Source organism: Ramlibacter pinisoli (assembly GCF_009758015.1).
Taxonomy (GTDB): domain Bacteria; phylum Pseudomonadota; class Gammaproteobacteria; order Burkholderiales; family Burkholderiaceae_C; genus Ramlibacter; species Ramlibacter pinisoli.
In genome coordinates this window covers 1000158-1017888 of sequence record NZ_WSEL01000003.1, presented here as the reverse complement: position 1 = coordinate 1017888, position 17731 = coordinate 1000158, and the positions used below count along the sequence as shown (strand labels likewise).

Annotated in this window: 15 protein-coding genes; 6 read left to right on the top strand and 9 right to left on the bottom strand. The window is 73.3% G+C overall.

The window, feature by feature from the left end:
* Positions 1–83 precede the first annotated feature (83 nt).
* Positions 84–1709: a CYTH and CHAD domain-containing protein gene (locus GON04_RS06035; RefSeq protein ID WP_157397039.1), complete on the top strand. Its 1626-nt coding sequence runs from the start codon at positions 84–86 to the stop codon at positions 1707–1709.
* Here GON04_RS06035 and GON04_RS06030 read toward each other — a convergent pair.
* A complete protein-coding gene (locus GON04_RS06030) occupies positions 1688–2776 on the bottom strand; it encodes a Cj0069 family protein (protein WP_157397038.1) in 1089 nt (362 codons plus the stop codon). The genes GON04_RS06035 and GON04_RS06030 overlap by 22 nt on opposite strands.
* A 223-nt stretch (positions 2777–2999) precedes the next feature.
* Here GON04_RS06030 and GON04_RS06025 point away from each other — a divergent pair, with 223 nt between their 5' ends.
* Complete coding sequence (locus GON04_RS06025; protein ID WP_157397037.1) at positions 3000–3203, top strand: hypothetical protein; 204 nt, start codon at positions 3000–3002, stop codon at positions 3201–3203.
* A gap of 55 nt (positions 3204–3258) precedes the next feature.
* On the opposite strand, the gene GON04_RS06020 is transcribed toward GON04_RS06025, so the two are convergent.
* Positions 3259–4299 carry a VWA domain-containing protein gene (locus GON04_RS06020; RefSeq protein ID WP_157397036.1) on the bottom strand — a complete coding sequence of 347 codons (1041 nt, stop codon included), beginning with the start codon at positions 4297–4299 and terminating at the stop codon, positions 3259–3261.
* A gap of 214 nt (positions 4300–4513) precedes the next feature.
* On the opposite strand from GON04_RS06020, the gene GON04_RS06015 reads away from it, so the two are divergent.
* The gene (locus GON04_RS06015; RefSeq protein WP_157397035.1) at positions 4514–5464 is read left to right on the top strand and encodes a tripartite tricarboxylate transporter substrate-binding protein; all 951 of its coding nucleotides are present in this window, start codon (positions 4514–4516) and stop codon (positions 5462–5464) included.
* 7 nt (positions 5465–5471) lie between these two features.
* Here the strand turns inward: GON04_RS06015 and GON04_RS06010 are convergent, their stop codons facing one another.
* The 4 genes from GON04_RS06010 to msrA form a co-directional block, all read right to left on the bottom strand.
* Complete coding sequence (locus tag GON04_RS06010; protein WP_157397034.1) at positions 5472–6482, bottom strand: Bug family tripartite tricarboxylate transporter substrate binding protein; 1011 nt, start codon at positions 6480–6482, stop codon at positions 5472–5474.
* 106 nt (positions 6483–6588) lie between these two features.
* Positions 6589–7380 carry a substrate-binding domain-containing protein gene (locus GON04_RS06005; protein ID WP_157397033.1) on the bottom strand — a complete coding sequence of 264 codons (792 nt, stop codon included), beginning with the start codon at positions 7378–7380 and terminating at the stop codon, positions 6589–6591.
* A 76-nt stretch (positions 7381–7456) separates the two neighbouring features.
* The gene (locus GON04_RS06000) at positions 7457–8308 is read right to left on the bottom strand and encodes an aldo/keto reductase (protein ID WP_181653909.1); all 852 of its coding nucleotides are present in this window, start codon (positions 8306–8308) and stop codon (positions 7457–7459) included.
* A 5-nt stretch (positions 8309–8313) separates the two neighbouring features.
* Positions 8314–9012 carry a peptide-methionine (S)-S-oxide reductase MsrA gene (gene msrA, locus GON04_RS05995; RefSeq protein ID WP_157397032.1) on the bottom strand — a complete coding sequence of 233 codons (699 nt, stop codon included), beginning with the start codon at positions 9010–9012 and terminating at the stop codon, positions 8314–8316.
* Between the two features lie 523 nt (positions 9013–9535).
* On the opposite strand from msrA, the gene GON04_RS05990 reads away from it, so the two are divergent.
* Both GON04_RS05990 and nthB read left to right on the top strand, forming a co-directional pair.
* Entirely contained in the window at positions 9536–10132 is a 597-nt protein-coding gene (locus GON04_RS05990) for a nitrile hydratase subunit alpha (protein WP_157397031.1), read from the top strand.
* 10 nt (positions 10133–10142) lie between these two features.
* On the top strand, positions 10143–10757 hold the full coding sequence (gene nthB, locus GON04_RS05985; RefSeq protein WP_157397030.1) for a nitrile hydratase subunit beta: 615 nt from the start codon (positions 10143–10145) through the stop codon (positions 10755–10757).
* A gap of 372 nt (positions 10758–11129) precedes the next feature.
* On the opposite strand, the gene GON04_RS05980 is transcribed toward nthB, so the two are convergent.
* Positions 11130–15530: a DEAD/DEAH box helicase gene (locus tag GON04_RS05980; protein ID WP_157397029.1), complete on the bottom strand. Its 4401-nt coding sequence runs from the start codon at positions 15528–15530 to the stop codon at positions 11130–11132.
* A gap of 24 nt (positions 15531–15554) precedes the next feature.
* On the opposite strand from GON04_RS05980, the gene GON04_RS05975 reads away from it, so the two are divergent.
* Positions 15555–16121, top strand: a complete 567-nt coding sequence (locus tag GON04_RS05975; RefSeq protein WP_338050899.1) for a DUF2889 domain-containing protein — start codon at positions 15555–15557, stop codon at positions 16119–16121.
* A 7-nt stretch (positions 16122–16128) separates the two neighbouring features.
* Here the strand turns inward: GON04_RS05975 and GON04_RS05970 are convergent, their stop codons facing one another.
* Both GON04_RS05970 and GON04_RS05965 read right to left on the bottom strand, forming a co-directional pair.
* Entirely contained in the window at positions 16129–17409 is a 1281-nt protein-coding gene (locus tag GON04_RS05970; protein WP_157397027.1) for a DEAD/DEAH box helicase, read from the bottom strand.
* The gene (locus GON04_RS05965) at positions 17406–17633 is read right to left on the bottom strand and encodes a hypothetical protein (RefSeq protein ID WP_181653908.1); all 228 of its coding nucleotides are present in this window, start codon (positions 17631–17633) and stop codon (positions 17406–17408) included. Before GON04_RS05965 ends, GON04_RS05970 begins: the two co-directional genes overlap by 4 nt.
* Positions 17634–17731 lie beyond the last annotated feature (98 nt).

Below are 17731 nucleotides of genomic sequence, written 5' to 3'. Positions count from 1 at the left end.
ACGATGACAGGGCCGTGCTGCGCGGCGCATGATGGAACGGCGGCCGGCCGGGAACGGCTGCTGATCGCAACTGGGAGATCGGCATGCGAACAGGACCAGCGCCCCTGCGTCGAGGGGGCGGCGTCCACAAGCCCAAGGCGAAGGCCAAGGCGAGGGCGCAGGCCGCCCTGCGCCCGGCGAGTCGGCCGGCAACGCCCCGTCCCGGCTCCGGGAGCAAGGGCGCCAAGCCCGAGATCGAGCTGCAGTTCCAGGTGCCCCCGGCGGCGTGGGAGCCGCTGGCGCAGGCCATGCAGGGGCCGGATGCGCACGAGCTGGACCTGCAAGCGATCTATTTCGACAGTCCCGAGGGAGCGCTGGCCGCCGCCCGTGTCTCGCTGCGGCTGCGGCGCGAGGGCGACCGCTGGATCCAGACCGCCAAGTCGGCCGGCGCCGGGCCGATGGAGCGGCGCGAGGCGAGCGAGGTCGCGGGCCTGGCCGTCGGCCCGGCGCCGCCGGCGCTGGACCCCGGGCGCCACGACCCCGCGACCCAGGCGCTGCTGCGCAAGGCCTTGGGGCTGGACGCGTCCGACGACTGGCCCGCGCTCGCGCCGGTGTTCCAGGTCGAGGTGCGGCGCCGCGTGCGCCGGCTGGTCGAAGGCGACTCGGTGATCGAGCTGGCCCTCGATGAAGGCATGCTGCGCGCTGCCGGGCGCCGCCGCGAGATCCGCGAGCTGGAGCTGGAGTTGCTCGAAGGCCGGTTCGAGGACCTGTTGCGGCTGGCGCGCCGCTGGCGCGAACGCCACGGGTTGTGGATCGGCAGCGCCAGCAAGGCGCAGCGTGGCTGGCGGCTGGCGCGCGGCGAGCTGTACGGCCCGGCCGTCGGGGCCAAGGCGATCGACTATCCCGCCGACGTGCGCCTGCGTCCCCTGAGCGCCGCCGTGCTGCAAGCCTGCCTGGAGCAGATCCTGGCCAATGCCGGCGAGATCGGCGCCGGCAGCCAGGCCGACGACCACATCCACCAGCTGCGCGTCGGCCTGCGCCGCCTGCGCACCGCGCTGCGCGAGCTGCCCGGGCTGAAGGAGCCGGCGCAGGCCGTCGAAGGCGCGCTGGTCCACGTGTTCCGGCAACTGGGCGAGCGGCGTGACCGCACGCACGTGCTGGCGCAGGTCCAGCCCCGGGTCGAGGCAGCCGGCGGCCCCGCGCTGCGCGTCCCGCCGGGCTTCCACGAGGGCGGCACGCCACCCGACCAGCTGGTGCAGCAGGGCGCCTTCCAGGCTGCCTTGCTGCGCCTGCTGGCGGAGGTCGAGCGGCTGCGCGCCGGTCCGCCCGGCAAGCGCGCCCGCAAGCAGCTGCGCCCCATCCTCGACAAGCTGGCGCACCAGGTCACGCGCGACGGCCGGCGCTTCACCCGCCTGTCGCCCGAGGACCAGCACCGGGTGCGCAAGCGCCTCAAGCGGCTGCGCTACATGACCGAATTCGCGGCCCCGCTGTACGCCGGCCAGCGCGTCGCCGGCTACCTCGAGGTGGTGAAGCCGGCCCAGGAGGCGCTGGGGCAGTACAACGACGAGATCATGGCGCACGACCTGTACGCCGAGCTGGCGGACACCGATGCCGGCGCGCGCTTCGGCGTCGACTGGCTGGCGTCCCGCCGCAAGGGCGAGGCGCGCACCTGCCGGCAGGTGCTGCGGCAGCTCGACGACACCCGTCCCTACTGGTCCAGGCGCGGCTGAGGGCGGGGCGCGTGCTCGGCCCGCTGCCCGAGCACGCGCTGCACGACGGCCACCAGCGGGCCGATCGCCGCCGGAGGAAAAGGCGCCACGCTGCTGACGTTGACCTCGCACAGGACGTAGCGTTCGCCGTCACCGCTGCGCTCGCCCAGCAGGAAGTCGGCATCCCACAGCAACGGCAACTCGTGCCGCGCCACACCCGCGTGCTCGGCCAGCAGGTCCACCCAGCCGTTCTCCAGCCGCCGGCGCAGGTCCTGGAACCGGTCGTCCCCGGGCCCGCTGTACAGCCGGGGACCCGGGGGCGGCGCGATGCCGTCGGGGCCGGCGGGATGCAGCGCGTTGATGGCCTGGTGACCGAAGCCCGCCACCCGGTCGCCAACGAGGTAGGCGCGCACCATGCCCTCGGCCAGCCGCGGCTGCCACGCCTGGTCGACCATGTGGCCGCCGGCAGCGACATGCGGCGCTAGCCGCTGCACCACGGTGTCGAACGCCACCGTCTCGGGCAGGGCGCCGCGCTGCGCATGCTGCAGCGTGTACCGGTCGTCGCCGCGGGCCTCGATGCGCCAGACGCCGATGCCGCTGTGCCCGCGGTGCTGCTTGAGCACCCGCGGGCCGTGCGCCAGCCGTGCCGCCACCTCGGTGCGCAGCGCGTCCTCGCTGTCCACTCGCCAGGCATCGCTGCCGAAGGGAAGGTCGCGCACGGCCAGCAGGATGTCCTTGGTGCCCAGGCGCAGGATGGTGTCCGGGTGCGTGCTGACGAACACGCCGCGCGCCGCGACCTCGCGCAGCAGGGCATCGAGCACGGCGCGCGTGCGCCCGCCCTCGATCGGGTTGTGCCAGACGAGCACGGCCTGCACCTGCAGCAACTGCGTGCGCACCTCGTCGGCGAAGTCGTCGTGGTAGACGGCCGGCCGGGCGGCGACGCCGGCCGCGGCGAAGGCCTCGAACAACGGTGCGAAGCGGCTCTCGCTGGGATCGGCCCGGTCGCGCAGCGCGCGGTCGCCGGGGTAGAGGATGGCCAGGCGCGGTGGTGCGAAGGACGCCGGCGGGATGGAAGGAATGGCTGGCAAGTCGGACTCCCCTCCGGGCGCGAGGCCCGGGATCAGGAGCAGAACTTGGACGCGTGTGCGGCGTCTGCAGCGGGGAGTCTGCCCACGATCCCCGGCGGCCAGTCTAGCGCCGGGGCCACGTGGTGGCGATGCGAACAAGCTCAGCTGTAGGACTTTTCCTGCAGCGCTTCAGCGCCTTCGCCGATGTTGAGTCTGGCGGATGGCGCCCAACATTTCATTCACGATGCCCGCCACGCCTGCCCACCAGGATCCGCTCCAGGACAACTGGCGCCTGGAGGAGCTCACCCCGGACGTGCGGCGACGCCTGTTCGAGCGTGCGCCGCAGCGCACCGGCGTCCTGCGCGACCGGCGCGAAGGCCCGACGCCTCCGCTGCCGCCGCGGTCCACCGAGCACCCGCAGGCCGCCTGCGCCTGGGCGCGTCGCTAGCCCCACACCGTTCCCGCCCGAAGGCCTCGGGCGCCCTGCGTGCGGCGACCACGCGCTAGGCGAGACGCCGGAACCAGAGCAGCGACAGCACGCCCGCCGTCATCGACAGCAGGGCCGCGCCGAGCGAGACCAGCGAGGTCAGCTCGGTCTCGCGCGTGCGGACCTCCATCTCGGAACCGAGCTTCTCGTACACGCTGCGCAGCGACTCGGCCGAACTCGCGTAGTGGTACTCGCCGCCGGTGATGCGGGCCACTTCGCGCAGCGTCGGTTCGTCCAGCCGCAGGTAGATGGGCATGCCGTCGACTGCGGCGGACTCGCCGTCGATGGTGCCCAGGCCCACCACGTCGATGCGCACGCCACGGTCGGCGGCCAACTTGGCCGCCTCCAGGGTGTCGATGCCGGTGGTGCGGCGGCCGTCGCTGAGCAGGATGATGGCGGCCGACCTGTACGAGCCGGGTGCCACCGGCGTGATCGCCTTGGGCGGCGGCTTGTCCTTGTCGTCCAGGCTGCGTCCCTGCATCCGGGGGCTGCCGAAGTTCATGTCGCCGACATCGAGGCCGTGGTCCGGGAACAGCTCCGCCAGGCACAGCACGATGCCGCTGCCGATGGCCGTGCCCATCTGCATCTGGAAGCCGTCGATGGCGGTCAGCAGGGGCTCGCGCTCGCGCGTGGCGCGCTGCGCCACCTGGGTGCTGCCGGCGAAGGTGACCAGGCCCACCTCGATGTGGCGTGGCAGGTCGCGCAGGAACAGCTTGGCGGCCTCCTGCGCGGCGGCCATCCGGGTCGGCTTGACGTCGGTGACGCGCATGCTGAGCGACACGTCCATGGCCAGCATGATGGTCGTGCGGGCCCAGGGCAGCGGCACCCGTGCCACCGGGCGCGCGGCGGCGAACAGCAGTCCCGAGCAGGCGACGAACAGCAGTGCGGGGGGCACGTGGCGGCGCCAGCTGATGCCCGCTGCGGCCGCGCGCACCACCCCGAGGCTGCTGTAGCGCACCGCGAGCTTGTTCCGGCGCCGCAGCAGCCAGACGTACAGCGCCGGCAGCAGCGGAACCGCCAGCAGCAGCCAGAGGTAGTGGGGCCAGAGGAAGAACATCGGTGCGGCCTGGCGATCCCCGTGCGCAACGGCGGACCGGGGGTCCGCGGGCAGCGCGGGGCACGGGTTTTCCCGCGGTGCGGCACGATCGTGCCCCCGAAGCAGGGGTGTTGGCAATGGCCCCCGCGGGGCCGCGGCGGCCGCCGGGTTAGACCCCATCCCAAAGCGCGGGGCCCGGCGCACAGTCCAGGCGTCAGCCCCACCAGGAGACGCCGTGAACCTGCCGAAGATCCTCGTCGCGGGCGCCCTCGCGGCGTTCGCCCTGGCCAGCCAGGCCGCCTTCCCGGACAAGCCGATCCGGATCGTCGTCGCCTTCGCGCCCGGCAGTTCCACCGACGTGGTGGCGCGCTCGCTGGCGCAGAACCTGACCGTGGCCTTCGGGCAGCCGGTGGTGGTGGACAACCGGCCCGGCGCCGGCGGCAACATCGCGACCGTGCAGGTGGCCAAGGCGGCGCCCGACGGCTACACCCTGCTGGTGCATAGCGTCGCCTATGCCATCAACCCATCGATGTTCGGCAGCGCCGGCTACCAGGTGGGCGACCTGGCGGCGGTGGCGATGGCCGGCGTGGCGCCCAACATGCTGTACGTCCATCCCGACGTGAAGGCCGGCAACCTGAAGGAGCTGACGGCGCTGATGAAGAAGGGCGGCATGAGCTATGCCTCCTCGGGCAATGGCACCACCACCCAGCTCGGCGCGGAGCTGCTGTTCCGCAACCTGCTGCAGGTGGACGTGACCCACGTGCCGTTCCAGCCGGCGGCGGCCGCCAACGCCGTGGTCAGCGGCCAGGTGCCGATCGGCTCGACCTCGATGCCGCCGGTGGTGCAGCTGGCCCGGGCCGGCAAGGTGCGGCCGATCGCCGTCACCAGCCTGAAGCGCAGCCCGGCGCTGCCCGAGGTGCCCACCGTGGCCGAGCTGGGCCATCCCGGCTTCGAGGCCAACACCTGGATCGCCCTGTTCGCGCCGGCCGGCACCCCGACCGAAGTGCTGGACCGGCTGAACACCGAAATCAACAAGGTGCTGCTCTACAAGACCCTGACCGAGAATTTCGCGGCGCTGTCGCTGGATGTCGTGCGCATGGACCGCCCGCAGCTGACCAGCTACGTGGCGGCCGAAGCCGCGAAGTGGGGCGGCGTGGTCCGGCGCATCGGCGTGAAGGTCGACTGACGCCCTGTCAGTCGGCCCGGATGTTGTTGGCCTTGACGACCTCGCCCCAGGTCTTGAAGTGGGTGCGCGTCAGCTCGCCCAGCTGCTCCGGCGTGCCGCCGCCGGGCTCGTCGCCGCGTTCCAGGATGCCCTTGGTCACGCCCGGGTCCTTCAGCGCCGTGTTCATCGCCGCGTTGGCCTTCTTCACCACCTCGGCGGGCAGCTTGGGCGGGCCGTACAGGCCGATGAAAGAGACGATGTTGAAGTCCTTCAGGCCCGCTTCGGCGGCGGTGGGCACGTCGGGGAAGGCCGGCACCCGCTTGTCGCTGGTGACCAGCAGCGCGCGCAGCTGGCCCGACTTGATGAAGGGCGCGATGACCGAGGTCGCATCGAACATCGCGTCGAGGCGGCCGGCGATGAGGTCGGTCATGGCCGGGCTGCTGCCCTTGTAGGGCACGTGGTTCATCGGCAGCTTGCCCAGCCGCTCGCGCAGCAGCTCCATCGTCACGTGCGGCAGCGCGCCCACGCCGCCGGTGCCGTAGTCGATGCCCTTGCCGCCCTTGCTCTTGGCCTTGACCACCTCGACGAAGTCGGCATAGGTCTTGACCGCCGACGTGCCCGGCACGGCGAGCACCAGCGCCGACTGCAGCAGCACGCCGATGGGCGTCATCTGGCGGGTGTCGACGATGCCCACCTGGGTGTAGACGTGCGAGGCGATCGTCATCGAGCCGTTGCCCACGTACAGCTTGTAGCCGTCCGGCGGCGCCTTCATCACCTCGACCGCGCCGATGTTGCCGTTCACGCCGGGCTTGTTGTCGATGACCACGGCCTGGCCGAGCGCGGACGTCAGGCCGGCCAGCAGCACGCGGCCGGCGAAGTCGGTCTGGCCCCCGGGCGGAAAACCGATGACGAGGGTGACCGGCTTGGTCGGCCAGGCGGCCTGGGCCCGGGCGGCGCGGGGCGCAAGGGCGCAGGCGCCGAGGGCAGCAGCGCCGGCCAGGACGGAGCGGCGCGAGGTCGCGAGGGGGACGTTCGTCATGCGGGACTCCTTGGATCGCCGGAAAAGAGGCGGCATCCGCAGGCTGGTGCAGCCGTCCCCCGGTGTCAACCGCGACCGGTGGCTGAGGCAGCCATGAACCGCCGGGCTAGTTCGCCGCGCGCCTGCCCAGGGGCGTCATGCCGCCGCGCTGGATGGCACCGGCCGCCTGCTCGGACGCCAGGAACGCGATCAGGCGCCTGGCACCCTCGAGCTGGGTCGAGCCTTCCACCGCGGCCGCCGCGAAGGCCTGGTGCAGCTGGATTTCCTCCGGCAGCACGCCGGCCAGTTCGAGGCCGGGCACGTGCACGATCTCGCTGACCGGCAGGATCGCCAGGTCGGCCTCGCCGGAGGCGACCAGGGCCGCCACTTCCGCGCCGCGCGGCGTGGCCTTCAGCCGCACCTTGTCGGCGATGCCCAGCCGCGGGAACACATCCTTGGCCAGGAAGATGCCGCTGGTGCTGCCCGGCACGGCCACCAGCCGCGCCTGCGTCACCACCTGCTTGAAGGCCTCGACCGTGCGCACGTCGGGCTTGGGGCTGCCGGTGCGCACTGCCATGGCCAGCGGGGTGCGGGCCAGGTCGACATCGGTGCCGGCCACGATGCGCCTGGCGGCCACCAGCTCGTTGAGGCCTTCGCGCGAGAGGATCACGACGTCGGTCGGGACCCCGCGCGCCAGCTGCGCGGCGATGGTCTGGGGCCCGGTGCCCTGCGACGAGCCCGAGCCGGTGGTGACCTGGATGCCGCTGCTGCGCTCGAACTCGGGCAGCAGCTGCTCGTAGGGACCGGAGAAGCCGCCGGAGATCATCACCTTCAGTTGCGCGCTGGCTGCCAGGGGCAGCGCCAGCAGCAGCGCGAAGGCGGCCACGACGCGGGCCTGGGACCAGGGACGCAATGCCATCACGATGTCTCCCGGGATGCGCCGCGGCACGGGCGTCGCCGGGCGCCATTGTTCCCCGGGCAGCCCCCGTTGGGGTTCAGATGACGACGAGCGGCGAGGCTGCCGTGGGCGGAGCGAACAGGGTGTCGAGTTCCGCGAGCTGGGCCGCCGACAGCGGCTGCGACAGGGCGGCGGCGTTCTCCTCCACCCGCGCGGCATTGCCGGTCTTGGGAATGGCGATCACGCCGTCCTGCGCCAGCAGCCAGCCCAGCGCCACCTGCGCCGGCGTGCGGCCGTGCCGGCGCGCGAACGCGACCAGTGCCGGCGCGCGCAGCAGACGCCCTTCGTTGAACGGCGAATAGGCCATCACCGGCAGCCCGCGCTCGCGCAGCCAGGGCCGCAGGTCCCACTCGATGCCGCGTTCGCCGAGGTGGTAGAGCACCTGGTCGGTCTGCGCCGCGGAGCCGCCGGGCGTGCGCCACAGCGCCTGCATGCCGTCGCTGTCGACGTTGCTCACGCCCCAGTGCCGGATCTTGCCGGCCTGCCGCAGCGCCTCGAAGGCCTGCACGGTCTCGGCCAGCGGCACCGAGCCCGGCCAGTGCAGCAGGTACAGGTCGATCGTCTCGACCCGCAGGCGCCGCAGGCTGGCCTCGCAGGCGCGGCCCATGGCGCGCCGCGACGCGTTGTGCGGATAGACCTTGCTGACGAGAAAGACCTCGTCGCGCCGGCCGGCGATGGCCTCGCCCACCAGCTCTTCCGAGCGGCCGTCGCCATACATCTCGGCCGTGTCGACCAGCGTCAGGCCGAGGTCGAGGCCGCGCCGGATGGCCGCGATCTCGGCCTGGCGCCGGCGCGGGTCGTCGCCGATGTGCCAGGTGCCCTGGCCGAGCGCGGGGACGCTTTCGCCGCAGGGCAGCTGGCGGCGCAGCAGGGACGCGGGCGCCGCCATCCGACTCAGCCCTTGGGCTGGGCCGAGACCAGCACCGGCTGCTCGCGGTACAGCTGCGGCAGCGTCGCCTTGAGGTTGGCGATCTTGGGCAGGTCGAACCGCGCGATGTACGGCGAGGTGGGATGCAGCGTGGCGTAGTCCTGGTGGTAGGCCTCGGCCGGGTAGAAGGCGGGCAGGGCAGTGACCTGGGTCACGATGGGCGCCGGGAACACCTTGGCGGCCTCCAGCTGGGCGATGTAGGCCTCGGTCACGCGCTTCTGCTCGGCATCGCGGTAGAACACCGCCGAGCGGTACTGCGAGCCGGTGTCGGGGCCCTGCCGGTTCAGCTGGGTGGGGTCGTGGGCGACCGAGAAGTAGATCTGCAGCAGCGTGCCGTACGTCACCTGCCGCGGGTCGTAGGTGATCTGCACCGCCTCGGCATGGCCGGTGCGGCCGGACCCCACCTGCTGGTAGTGCGCGCTGGCCTGGTCGCCGCCGGCATAGCCCGACACCGCGTTGAGCACGCCCGCCGTGTGCTGGAACACCCCCTGGATGCCCCAGAAGCAGCCGCCGGCGAAGACGGCAGTCGCGGTGGTGCCGCTATCGCGCACATCGGTCGCCGGCGGCGGCAGGCGCACGGCTTTCTCGGCCGCGATGCCCGGCGTGCCGAGGAAGGTCCAGGCGGCGATGGCCAGCGCGGCGAGGGTGAGCAGGATGCGATTCATGGTGTCTCCCGTGAGGTGACGCAGGTGCCGCTCCATTGTGCGGGGCTGACCGGCGCTTCAGGTTGCGGCTGGGAGTGAGTCGACTGTCGGGAGGGGTTCTTACAGGCGACTCAGCTGCGGTGGGGCGAGGGCGGACGTGGGGATAGGGAGCGGGAGCGGGAGCGGGCGGGGGAAGGCGGCGAGCGGCGGTCCGGCTGCGCGCCTGCAGTCCCGGCCGCGCTGGTCGCGCGGCTGCCCCTCCCCGCTTCGCGCTCGCGCAGACCCTCGGCGGCAAAAGCGTGCTGGCGCACCGCGCGCGAAACCGCCTCGGGCCCGCGCTTCTGATGCGCTTCGCCCTCCGGCGGGCCCCAAGGCCCGCAGCCGGACCGCCGCTCGCCGCCGGGGCACGCGGTGCTTGATCGGGGAGTGCGCGATCGCGCGGCTGGGTCGCCACAGGCCATGCTGGGCAAGCCCGGATGGAAAGCGCGCCGCCATCCGCTATCGTCGGCCCCTGGCGCGGCAGGGCCGCAGCCTGGAGACCGTGATGACAGACCAGCCAACCGTCGTGCAGCGCACCGCACCCCTGGAGCAGCGGCTCGAGGCCGTGGAGGCCGCCCTGGCGGCGCGCGGCCTGCCGATCGAGCAGGGCATCGCCGAGTTGAGCCACAAGGCGCAGGAGGAGTGGCTGCCGCGCAATGGCGCGCGCGTGGTGGCCAGGGCCTGGGTGGATCCGGACTTCCGGCGGCGCCTGCTGGCCGATGGCCGCAGCGCGGTGGCCGAGCTCGGCCTGTCGATGCCGCCGCACCACCGCCACCTGGTCGTGCTGGAGAACACGCCCACGGTGCAGAACGTCATCTGCTGCACGCTCTGCTCGTGCACGGCCTTCACCATCATCGGCCTGCCGCCCGACTGGTACAAGGACCTGGAGTACCGGTCCCGCGTGGTGCGCGAGTCGCGCACCGTGCTGCGCGAGATGGGCCTGGACCTGCCGCCCGAGGTGGAGATCCGGGTCTGGGACACCACCGCCGACACGCGCTACATGGTGCTGCCCGAGCAGCCGCCGCACACGCTCGGCTGGCCGCAGGAGAAGCTGGCTGCCCTGGTCACGCGCGACGCCATGATCGGCGTGGCCCGGCTCTGAGGATCGCGCCATGGACGGCATCCACGACCTCGGCGGCAAGCAGGGCTTCGGCCGCGTGCGCTACACCTTGAATGCACCGGCTTTCCATGCGCCCTGGGAGGTGCGGGCCAACGCGCTGTACGGCCAGGCCGTGCGCCTGGGCCTGTTCAACATGGACGAGTACCGGCACGCGATCGAGCGCATGGAGCCGCGCCACTATCTCGGGGCCGGCTACTACGAGCGCGTGCTGACCAGCGTGGTGACGCTCTGCGTCGAGAAGGGGCTGGTCAGCCGGGACGAGCTGGAGCAGCGCGCCGGCGGTGCGGTGCCGCTGGCCGGCCCGATCGCACCGGGGCGCGGCAACCGGCCGGACCGCCAGCGCTTCGCCCCCGGCGACCGCGTGCGCGTGCGCCTCGACCACGTGCCGGGCCACATCCGCATGCCGGGCTACATCCGCGGCAAGTGCGGCGTCGTGGTCGCCGAGTCGCCGGCCTATCCCTTCCCCGATGCGCATGCGCACGGCGTGCCGGCGCAGGACGAGCCCACCTACGACGTGCGCTTCCGCAGCGAGGACCTGTGGCCCCAGGGCGCCGACGCCGCGCTGGTCCATGTGGGCGTGTTCCAGAGCTATCTGGAGCCGGCCTAGGCCCGCCACCCGCCCCCGTCATTTGCGGGCTTGACCCGCAATCCATCCCCCAAGCGCGGATTGGGTGCGGCCCGGCTTCGGAGATGGATGCCGGGTCGAGCCCGGCATGACGACTCTCAGGGGAGCCCGGCGTGCCCCTTCCCCGTCATTGCGGGCTTGACCCGCAATCCATCTCCAAAGCGCGGATCGGGCGCGGCCGGGTTCCGGAGATGGATGCCGGGTCGAGCCCGGCATGACGACTCTCAGGGGAGCCCGCGTGCCCCTTCCCCGTCATTGCGGGCTTGACCCGCAATCCATCTCCCAAGCGCGGATCGGGTGCGGCCGGGTGCCGGCGCTGGATGCCGGGTCGGGCCCGGCATGACGACTCCCGGGTCACGACAGGCCGGCGGGCGGCAGGACGTAGCTGGCGGGCTGCTGGCGCCGGATCAGGAGGTTCTTCACCTCCCACTGCACCGCGGGCTCGAGGTCGCGCAGGTAGCGGATGTCGCCGCCGCTGTGCACCGCGATCGGCACGCCGCCCTCGAACAGCAGCCGGTTGCCCGGCAGCCTCGGCACCTTGTCGCCCGGCGTCAGGATGCCGGCCAGGTTCAGGGGGTCGACGGCCGAGATCGCGACGCGCTCGCGGCCCGGCACCTTGGCCGTCGAGCGCAGCGCCACGGCGGCCTCCGGCAGCGCGAACTGCTCGCCCGCGAAGCCGCTGACGAAGCGGCCGCCGCGCACCTCGCCGCGGGCCTCCAGCCGGCGCAGCACGTAGTACAGCTCGCGCCAGGGCGGCAGGCCCTCCTCGCGCTCGAGCAGCTTGCGGAACACCACCCCATAGCGCCGCAGCAGCACGCGGGCGATGTGCTCGACGTGCGGCGCGGCCAGCGCGCCCGGCGCCTCGGCCACCGGCCGCGACCGGCGCGCGAGCGACCAGCGGCCGGCCTCGTCGATGGGGTCGCGGCCCTTGCGGCGCAGCTTGTTGCGCTTGTCGCCCGGCATTACCAGGGTGCGCAGGCCGGCGAACGAATCGCAGGTGGCTAGGCCGTGCGCGACCAGTTCGGCCAGGCCCTGCTCGACCTGCGTGCCCAGCAGCCGGGCGTCGTGCTGCAGGTCGGCGAAGAAGCTGGCCCCGTGCGCGCGCAGGAGGTCGAGCAGCAGCCGCGCGGTTCCCGACAGCACGGCCTCGTCGACCGCCGCCGCGCCGGCCGCCTGCTGCCAGTGGGCGAGGGCCTCGCGTTCGCACAGCAGCACCGGCGTGCCGCGGATCGGCCCGCAGCGGCGGCCCGCCGCCTCGCCCGGCTCCGCCGGCCGCCACCACGCCACGCGGCCGACGGCGCAGAGCCGGTCCAGCATGGCCGGCGTGTAGTCGTCGACCCGTGCGGCCAGCAGGTCGTCCTCCCAGGCCGCAGCCGGCGCGGCGTGGCCTTCGAGCTGGCGCAGCACGTCGGCCAGGCCGCCTTCGCCCTGGCGCCGGTCGTCGTCCTCGCTGGTGGCGAGCTGGTGCCACCGGAACAGGAACCGCATGAACTGGGCCGGCGGCACCGGCTGGAATTCGGCCCGGCGCCGGTCGCGGGTGCCGCGGTGGATGCGCGCCAGCAGCCGCCGGTCGCACCATTCGGCCGCGCCGGGCGCGGTGAAGGCGCCGCGCATCACCGCGCCTTCGGCCTCCAGCCCAAGCAGCGCCGGCAGCACGGCATCGGCCGGCATCCCGAGCGGCGCGCCCAGCACCTGCGGCGTGACCGGGCCGAGCAGCTCCAGCCGGCCGCGCAGGATCTCGCGCAGCGCGTCCTCGGCCGTGGGCCGGTCGCCCGAGACGGGGGCGATCGGCGGCGACAGCGTGGCCTGTGGAAAAGCGGCGTGGAACTCGTGCAGGCGCTCCGCCGCGACGTACAGCGCCGCGCCGGCCGGCGGCGTCAGGCGCGTCAGGCGGCGCTGCTGCGCCAGCGCCACCGCGAACTCGTGGCAGGCCACCTCCCCGGTGGCGAGGAAGCCGTGCACCACCACGGCGTCATGCAGTTCGTCGGCGTCGCGGATGTCGGGCCGGGCGTCTTCGCGCACCTGCGCAATCACCAGCGGGTCGAGCGTGCCGACGTCGCGTGCCGTCTGCAGGTCCACCAGCGGCCGGCTGGCGACCGCCTTGGTGCGCCGCTCCTCGGCCGCGCCGTCGTCGAGGAAGGCGTAGGGGCGCGCGTTGAGGATGGCGTGTGCGAGCGGCGAGGGCGTCGACAGCTCGCGGGTGGTCACCTCCACCGCGCCGGCCTCGATGCCCGCCAGCAGGCGCAGGAAGCCGTCGGCGTCCATGGTCTCGTGCAGGCAGTCGTGCAGGGTCTGCGCCACCAGCGGGTGGTCGGGGATCTCGCGTTCGCCCACCAGGTTCTCGGCGCAGGCGATCTGGTCCGGGAACACCACCGTCAGCAGGTCCTCGGCGTCCGAGCGCTGGAACTGCGGCGGCACCTTGCGGCCGCCGTTCATGCGGCGCACGGCCAGCGACGCGGTGGCGTTCCAGCGCCAGCGGGTGCCGAACATCGGGGCGTCCAGCAGCGCCTGCACCAGCACGTCGCGCGCAGTGGCCGGCTTCAGGTAGTGGCGCACCTCGTCCAGCGCGAAGCTGTGCGTCGGGCCGAGCGACAGCACGATGCTGTCCTCCAGCGCGCTGGCCTGCAGCTCGAAGTTGAACTTGCGGCACATGCGCTTGCGCAGCGCCAGGCCCCAGGCCCGGTTGATGCGCGATCCATACGGCGAATGGATCACCAGGTGGGTGTCGCCGACCTGGTCGAAGAAGCGTTCCAGCACGATGCGCCGCTGGCTCGGCAGCACGCCGAGCGCGGCCTTCGACGCCGCCAGGTAGAGCGCGAGCTGCTGCGCCGCCGCCTGCGGCAGCTGCAGGTCGCCCTGCAGCCAGCGCTCGCAGGCCGCCACGCCCTCGTCCAGCCGCGCGTCGGCCCCTTCGCACAGCCGCGACACCGCCGCGCAGAGCTCGTCGGTGCGGCCCAGCGACTCGCCGAGCCAGAACGGCATCGAGGGCGGCTGGCCCCGGGCATCCTCGACCAGCACCTTGCCGGTCTCCACCTTGGCGATGCGGTAGGACGCGTTGCCGAGCTGGAAGATGTCGCCCGGCAGGCTCTCGAAGGCGAAGTCCTCGTTGAGCGTGCCGACGCGGTGCCCTTCCGGCTGCAGCACCACGTCGTAGTCGAACTGGTCGGGGATCACGCCGGCATTGGTGACGGCGGCGATGCGCGCGCCGCGCCGCCCGCGCAGCACGCGGTTGACGGCGTCCAGGTGCAGGTAGGCGCCGCGCCGGCCGCGGCGCGTGCTGTAGCCCTCGGCCAGCATCCGCACGACCTGCTCGAAGGTCTGCAGGCTGAGGTCGCGGTACGGCTGCGCGCGCCGCAGGCAGGCATGGAGGGCGTCGAGCGGCCACTCGCGGCTGGCCGTCTCGGCGACGATGTGCTGCGCCAGCGCGTCCAGCGGCTCGTGCGGCACGCGGATCCGGTCGAGTTCGCCGCGCGCCACCGCGTCGAGCAGGGCGGCGCATTCCAGCAGGTCGTCGAGCGCCAGCGGAAACAGCCGCCCCTTGGGCACCGCGCCGATGGCATGCCCCGCGCGGCCGACGCGCTGCACAAAGGCGTTGAGCGAGCGCGGCGAGCCGAGCTGGCACACCAGGTCGATGTCGCCGATGTCGATGCCCAGTTCGAGCGAGCTGGTGGCCACCAGGGCCTTCAGCTCGCCCTGCTTGAGGCGCTGCTCGGCCTGCAGCCGGTGCTCGCGCGCCAGGCTGCCGTGGTGGGCCGTCACGTGCTCGGCGCCCAGCCGCTCGGCGAGGTGGCGCGTCACCCGTTCGGCGATGCGGCGCTGGTTGACGAAGATAAGCGTGGTGCGGTGCTGGTGGACCAGGTCGGCCAGGCGGTCGTACACCTCGTCCCAGACTTCGGTGGCCATCACCGCGGTGAGCGGCGAACGCGGCATCTCGAGTGCGAGGTCGCGCTCGCGCACGTGGCCGGCGTCGATGACCTGCACCGGCTCGTCGCGCTGGCCGACGAGGAAACGGGCCATGGCGTCGAGCGGGCGGACGGTGGCCGACAGGCCGATGCGCACCGGCGGCCGTTCGCACAGCGCCTCCAGCCGCTCCAGCGACAGCATCAGGTGGGCGCCGCGCTTGCTGCCCGCCACCGCATGCAACTCGTCGACGATGACGCTGCGCACCGATCCCAGCATCGCGCGCCCCGACTCCGAGCTGAGCAGGATGAACAGCGATTCCGGCGTCGTCACCAGGATGTGCGGCGGCTTGCGGCGCATGCGGTCGCGTTCGGCGGCGGGCGTGTCGCCGGTGCGCACGGCAGCCCGGATGCCGGGGTCGGGCAGGCCGCGCGCGGCCAGCCCGACCTGGATACCGGCCAGCGGCTCCTGCAGGTTGGTGCGAATGTCGTTGGAGAGCGCCTTCAGCGGCGACACGTACAGCACGTGCACCCGGTCGTCGAGCCCGCCGTCCAGGCCTTCGCGCACCAGCTCGTCGATGGCCGAGAGGAAGGCGGCCAGCGTCTTGCCCGAGCCGGTGGGAGCGGCGATGAGGGCATGGCGGCGTCGCGAGGTGACGGCCCAGGCCCGGGACTGGACCTCGGTCGGGCGGCCGAAGCGGCTCTCCAGCCAGGCCGAGACGGCCGGATGGAAGGGAAGCGCAGACACCCGCCGATTGTCGGCAATCGGGCGCGGCCGGGCAGGGTGCCCGGCCGGAGTCCCTGCGCCGGCGCAGGGCTTGGCCGCACGGCTGGGCCAGGCCCCGCGCAGTACCATGCAGGTCCCAGGGAGAGCAGCGAAGTGCCTTTATCCACACCCGGCGCGCGGCGTGAGATCCACCACCGCGTCATCGACATGCGGGCCTATGCCCGCGAGGACGGCCTGTACGACGTGGAAGCGCGGCTGGTCGACACCAAGCCGTACGCCTTCAAGCGGCCCAGTTCGCCCGAGCCCCTGCCGGCCGGCCAGTCGCTGCACGACATCTGGGTGCGCCTGGTCGTCGACGGCGAGTTCGTCGTGCGCGGCATCGAGGCGGCCTCCGACGTGACGCCCTGGGCCATCTGCAAGCAGGCCGAGTCCACGCTGCAGGTGCTTGTGGGCGAGAAGCTGGCGCGCGGCTGGTCGGCCAAGGTGAAGGAGCGGCTGCGCGGCGCCGCCAGCTGCACCCACCTGATGGAGATGCTGATCCCGCTGGCGACCACCGCGCTGCAGGGCATCCGCGCGCTGCAGATGGAACGCTACCTCCACGCCGAAGGCGACGAGGGCCCGCTCAAGATCGACAGCTGCTACGCCTACGGCCGCGAGCGCGAGGTGGTGCAGCGCCTGTGGCCGCAGCACTACCGGGCGCCGGCGGGCACCGGCAACTGACCGGCGCTCAGCTGCTGGCGGCGGGCGACTTGACCGCTGCCGCAGCCGCGGCGGCCGCCCGCAGCTTGTCCTTCTTGCTCGGCCGCCGGCCCTTGATGCCGCCGGTGCCGTCCGTCGGGCGCGGCGGCGCCGCCGCCTCGGTCGGCTCGAAGCCCGCGACCTGCTCGCGCGGCAGCTGCAGGTGCTGCCGCTTCTCGATCAGGCGCAAGTGGGCCTCGGTGGCCGCGTCCACGAAGCTCACCGCCAGGCCGGCGGCGCCCGCGCGACCGGTGCGGCCGATGCGGTGCACGTAGTCGGTGGGTGAACGCGGCAGGTCGTAGTTCACGACCACGTCCAGCCCGGCGACATCGAGGCCGCGTGCCGCCAGGTCCGTGGTCACCAGCACGTCGAAGCCGCCGGTCCTGAACTGTTCCAGCCGCTCGGCGCGCAGCGACTGGCCCAGGTCGCCGTGCAGCGGCGCGGCAAAGATCCCCCGGTCGTACAGCTTGCGGGCCACGTGGTCGGCCGCATGGCGGGTGGCGACGAACACCAGCACGCGCTGCCAGTGCTCCTGCTGCAGCAGGTGGCGCAGCAGTTCGGTGCGCCGGCCGGGGTCCACCGCCAGCACCCGCTGCAAGATCGCCGGTGCCGAGGCCGCCATCGTGGCCGCCTCCACGCGCAGTGCGTCGCGCAGCAGCCCGTCGGCCAGCGCCTGCACTTCGGGCGGGAAGGTGGCGGAGAACAGCAGGTTCTGGCGTTTGGCGGGCAGCGCGGCGAGCACGCGCTCGCGCTCGGCGGCAAAGCCGTGGTCGAGCAGCCGGTCGGCCTCGTCGAGCACCAGGGCCTGTACGGCGTCCAGGTGCAGGGCGTTGCGGTCCAGCAGGTCCAGCAGCCGGCCAGGCGTGGCGACCACGATGTCGGCGCCGCCGCGCAGGCCCATCATCTGCGGATTGACCGAGACGCCGCCGTGCAGCACCGCGATCCGGGCCCGCTGGGCCGTGGTGGCGCCGAGCCGGCGGAACACGTCGCCGACCTGCGCGGCCAGCTCGCGCGTCGGCACCAGCACCAGCACGCGGACGTGGCGAGGCCCGGGCCGGCGCTGATCGCCGTCCAGGCGCTGCAGCAGCGGCAGCACGAAGGCGGCGGTCTTGCCCGATCCCGTGGGCGCCAGGCCGAGCAGGTCGCGTCCGCGCAGCAAGGCCGGGATGGCCTCGAGCTGGATCGGGGAGGGCGCCGCATAGCCGGCGGCGGTGCAGGCGCGGGCCAGCGCCGACGACAGGCCCAGCGAGGCGAAGCCGGGCGCGCTCATGGCGAGCGGTGCAGCCGGGGTGCCGACAGGGCCTCCACGCTGTCGGCGAGCGCGGCGTCGACATCGCGCCAGCGCCCGGCCAGCCCGGCCGTCGCGATCGCCTTCTCGAGCGCACGCAGGTCCTTGACGCCCGGGGCGACCTTGATCTGCGCGATGGCTGCGGCCGGGTTGCCGGCGCGCAGCAGCGCCAGCACCTTGTCAGGCCAGGAGGAACGGGAGGTCACGGTGTTTTTCCATCGGCGGTTGCGGATTGTGATGGATGGGCGACGGCCGGATGCCGCCACGCGACCCGGACAGCGCGATGATGGGTGCGGGGATCCAT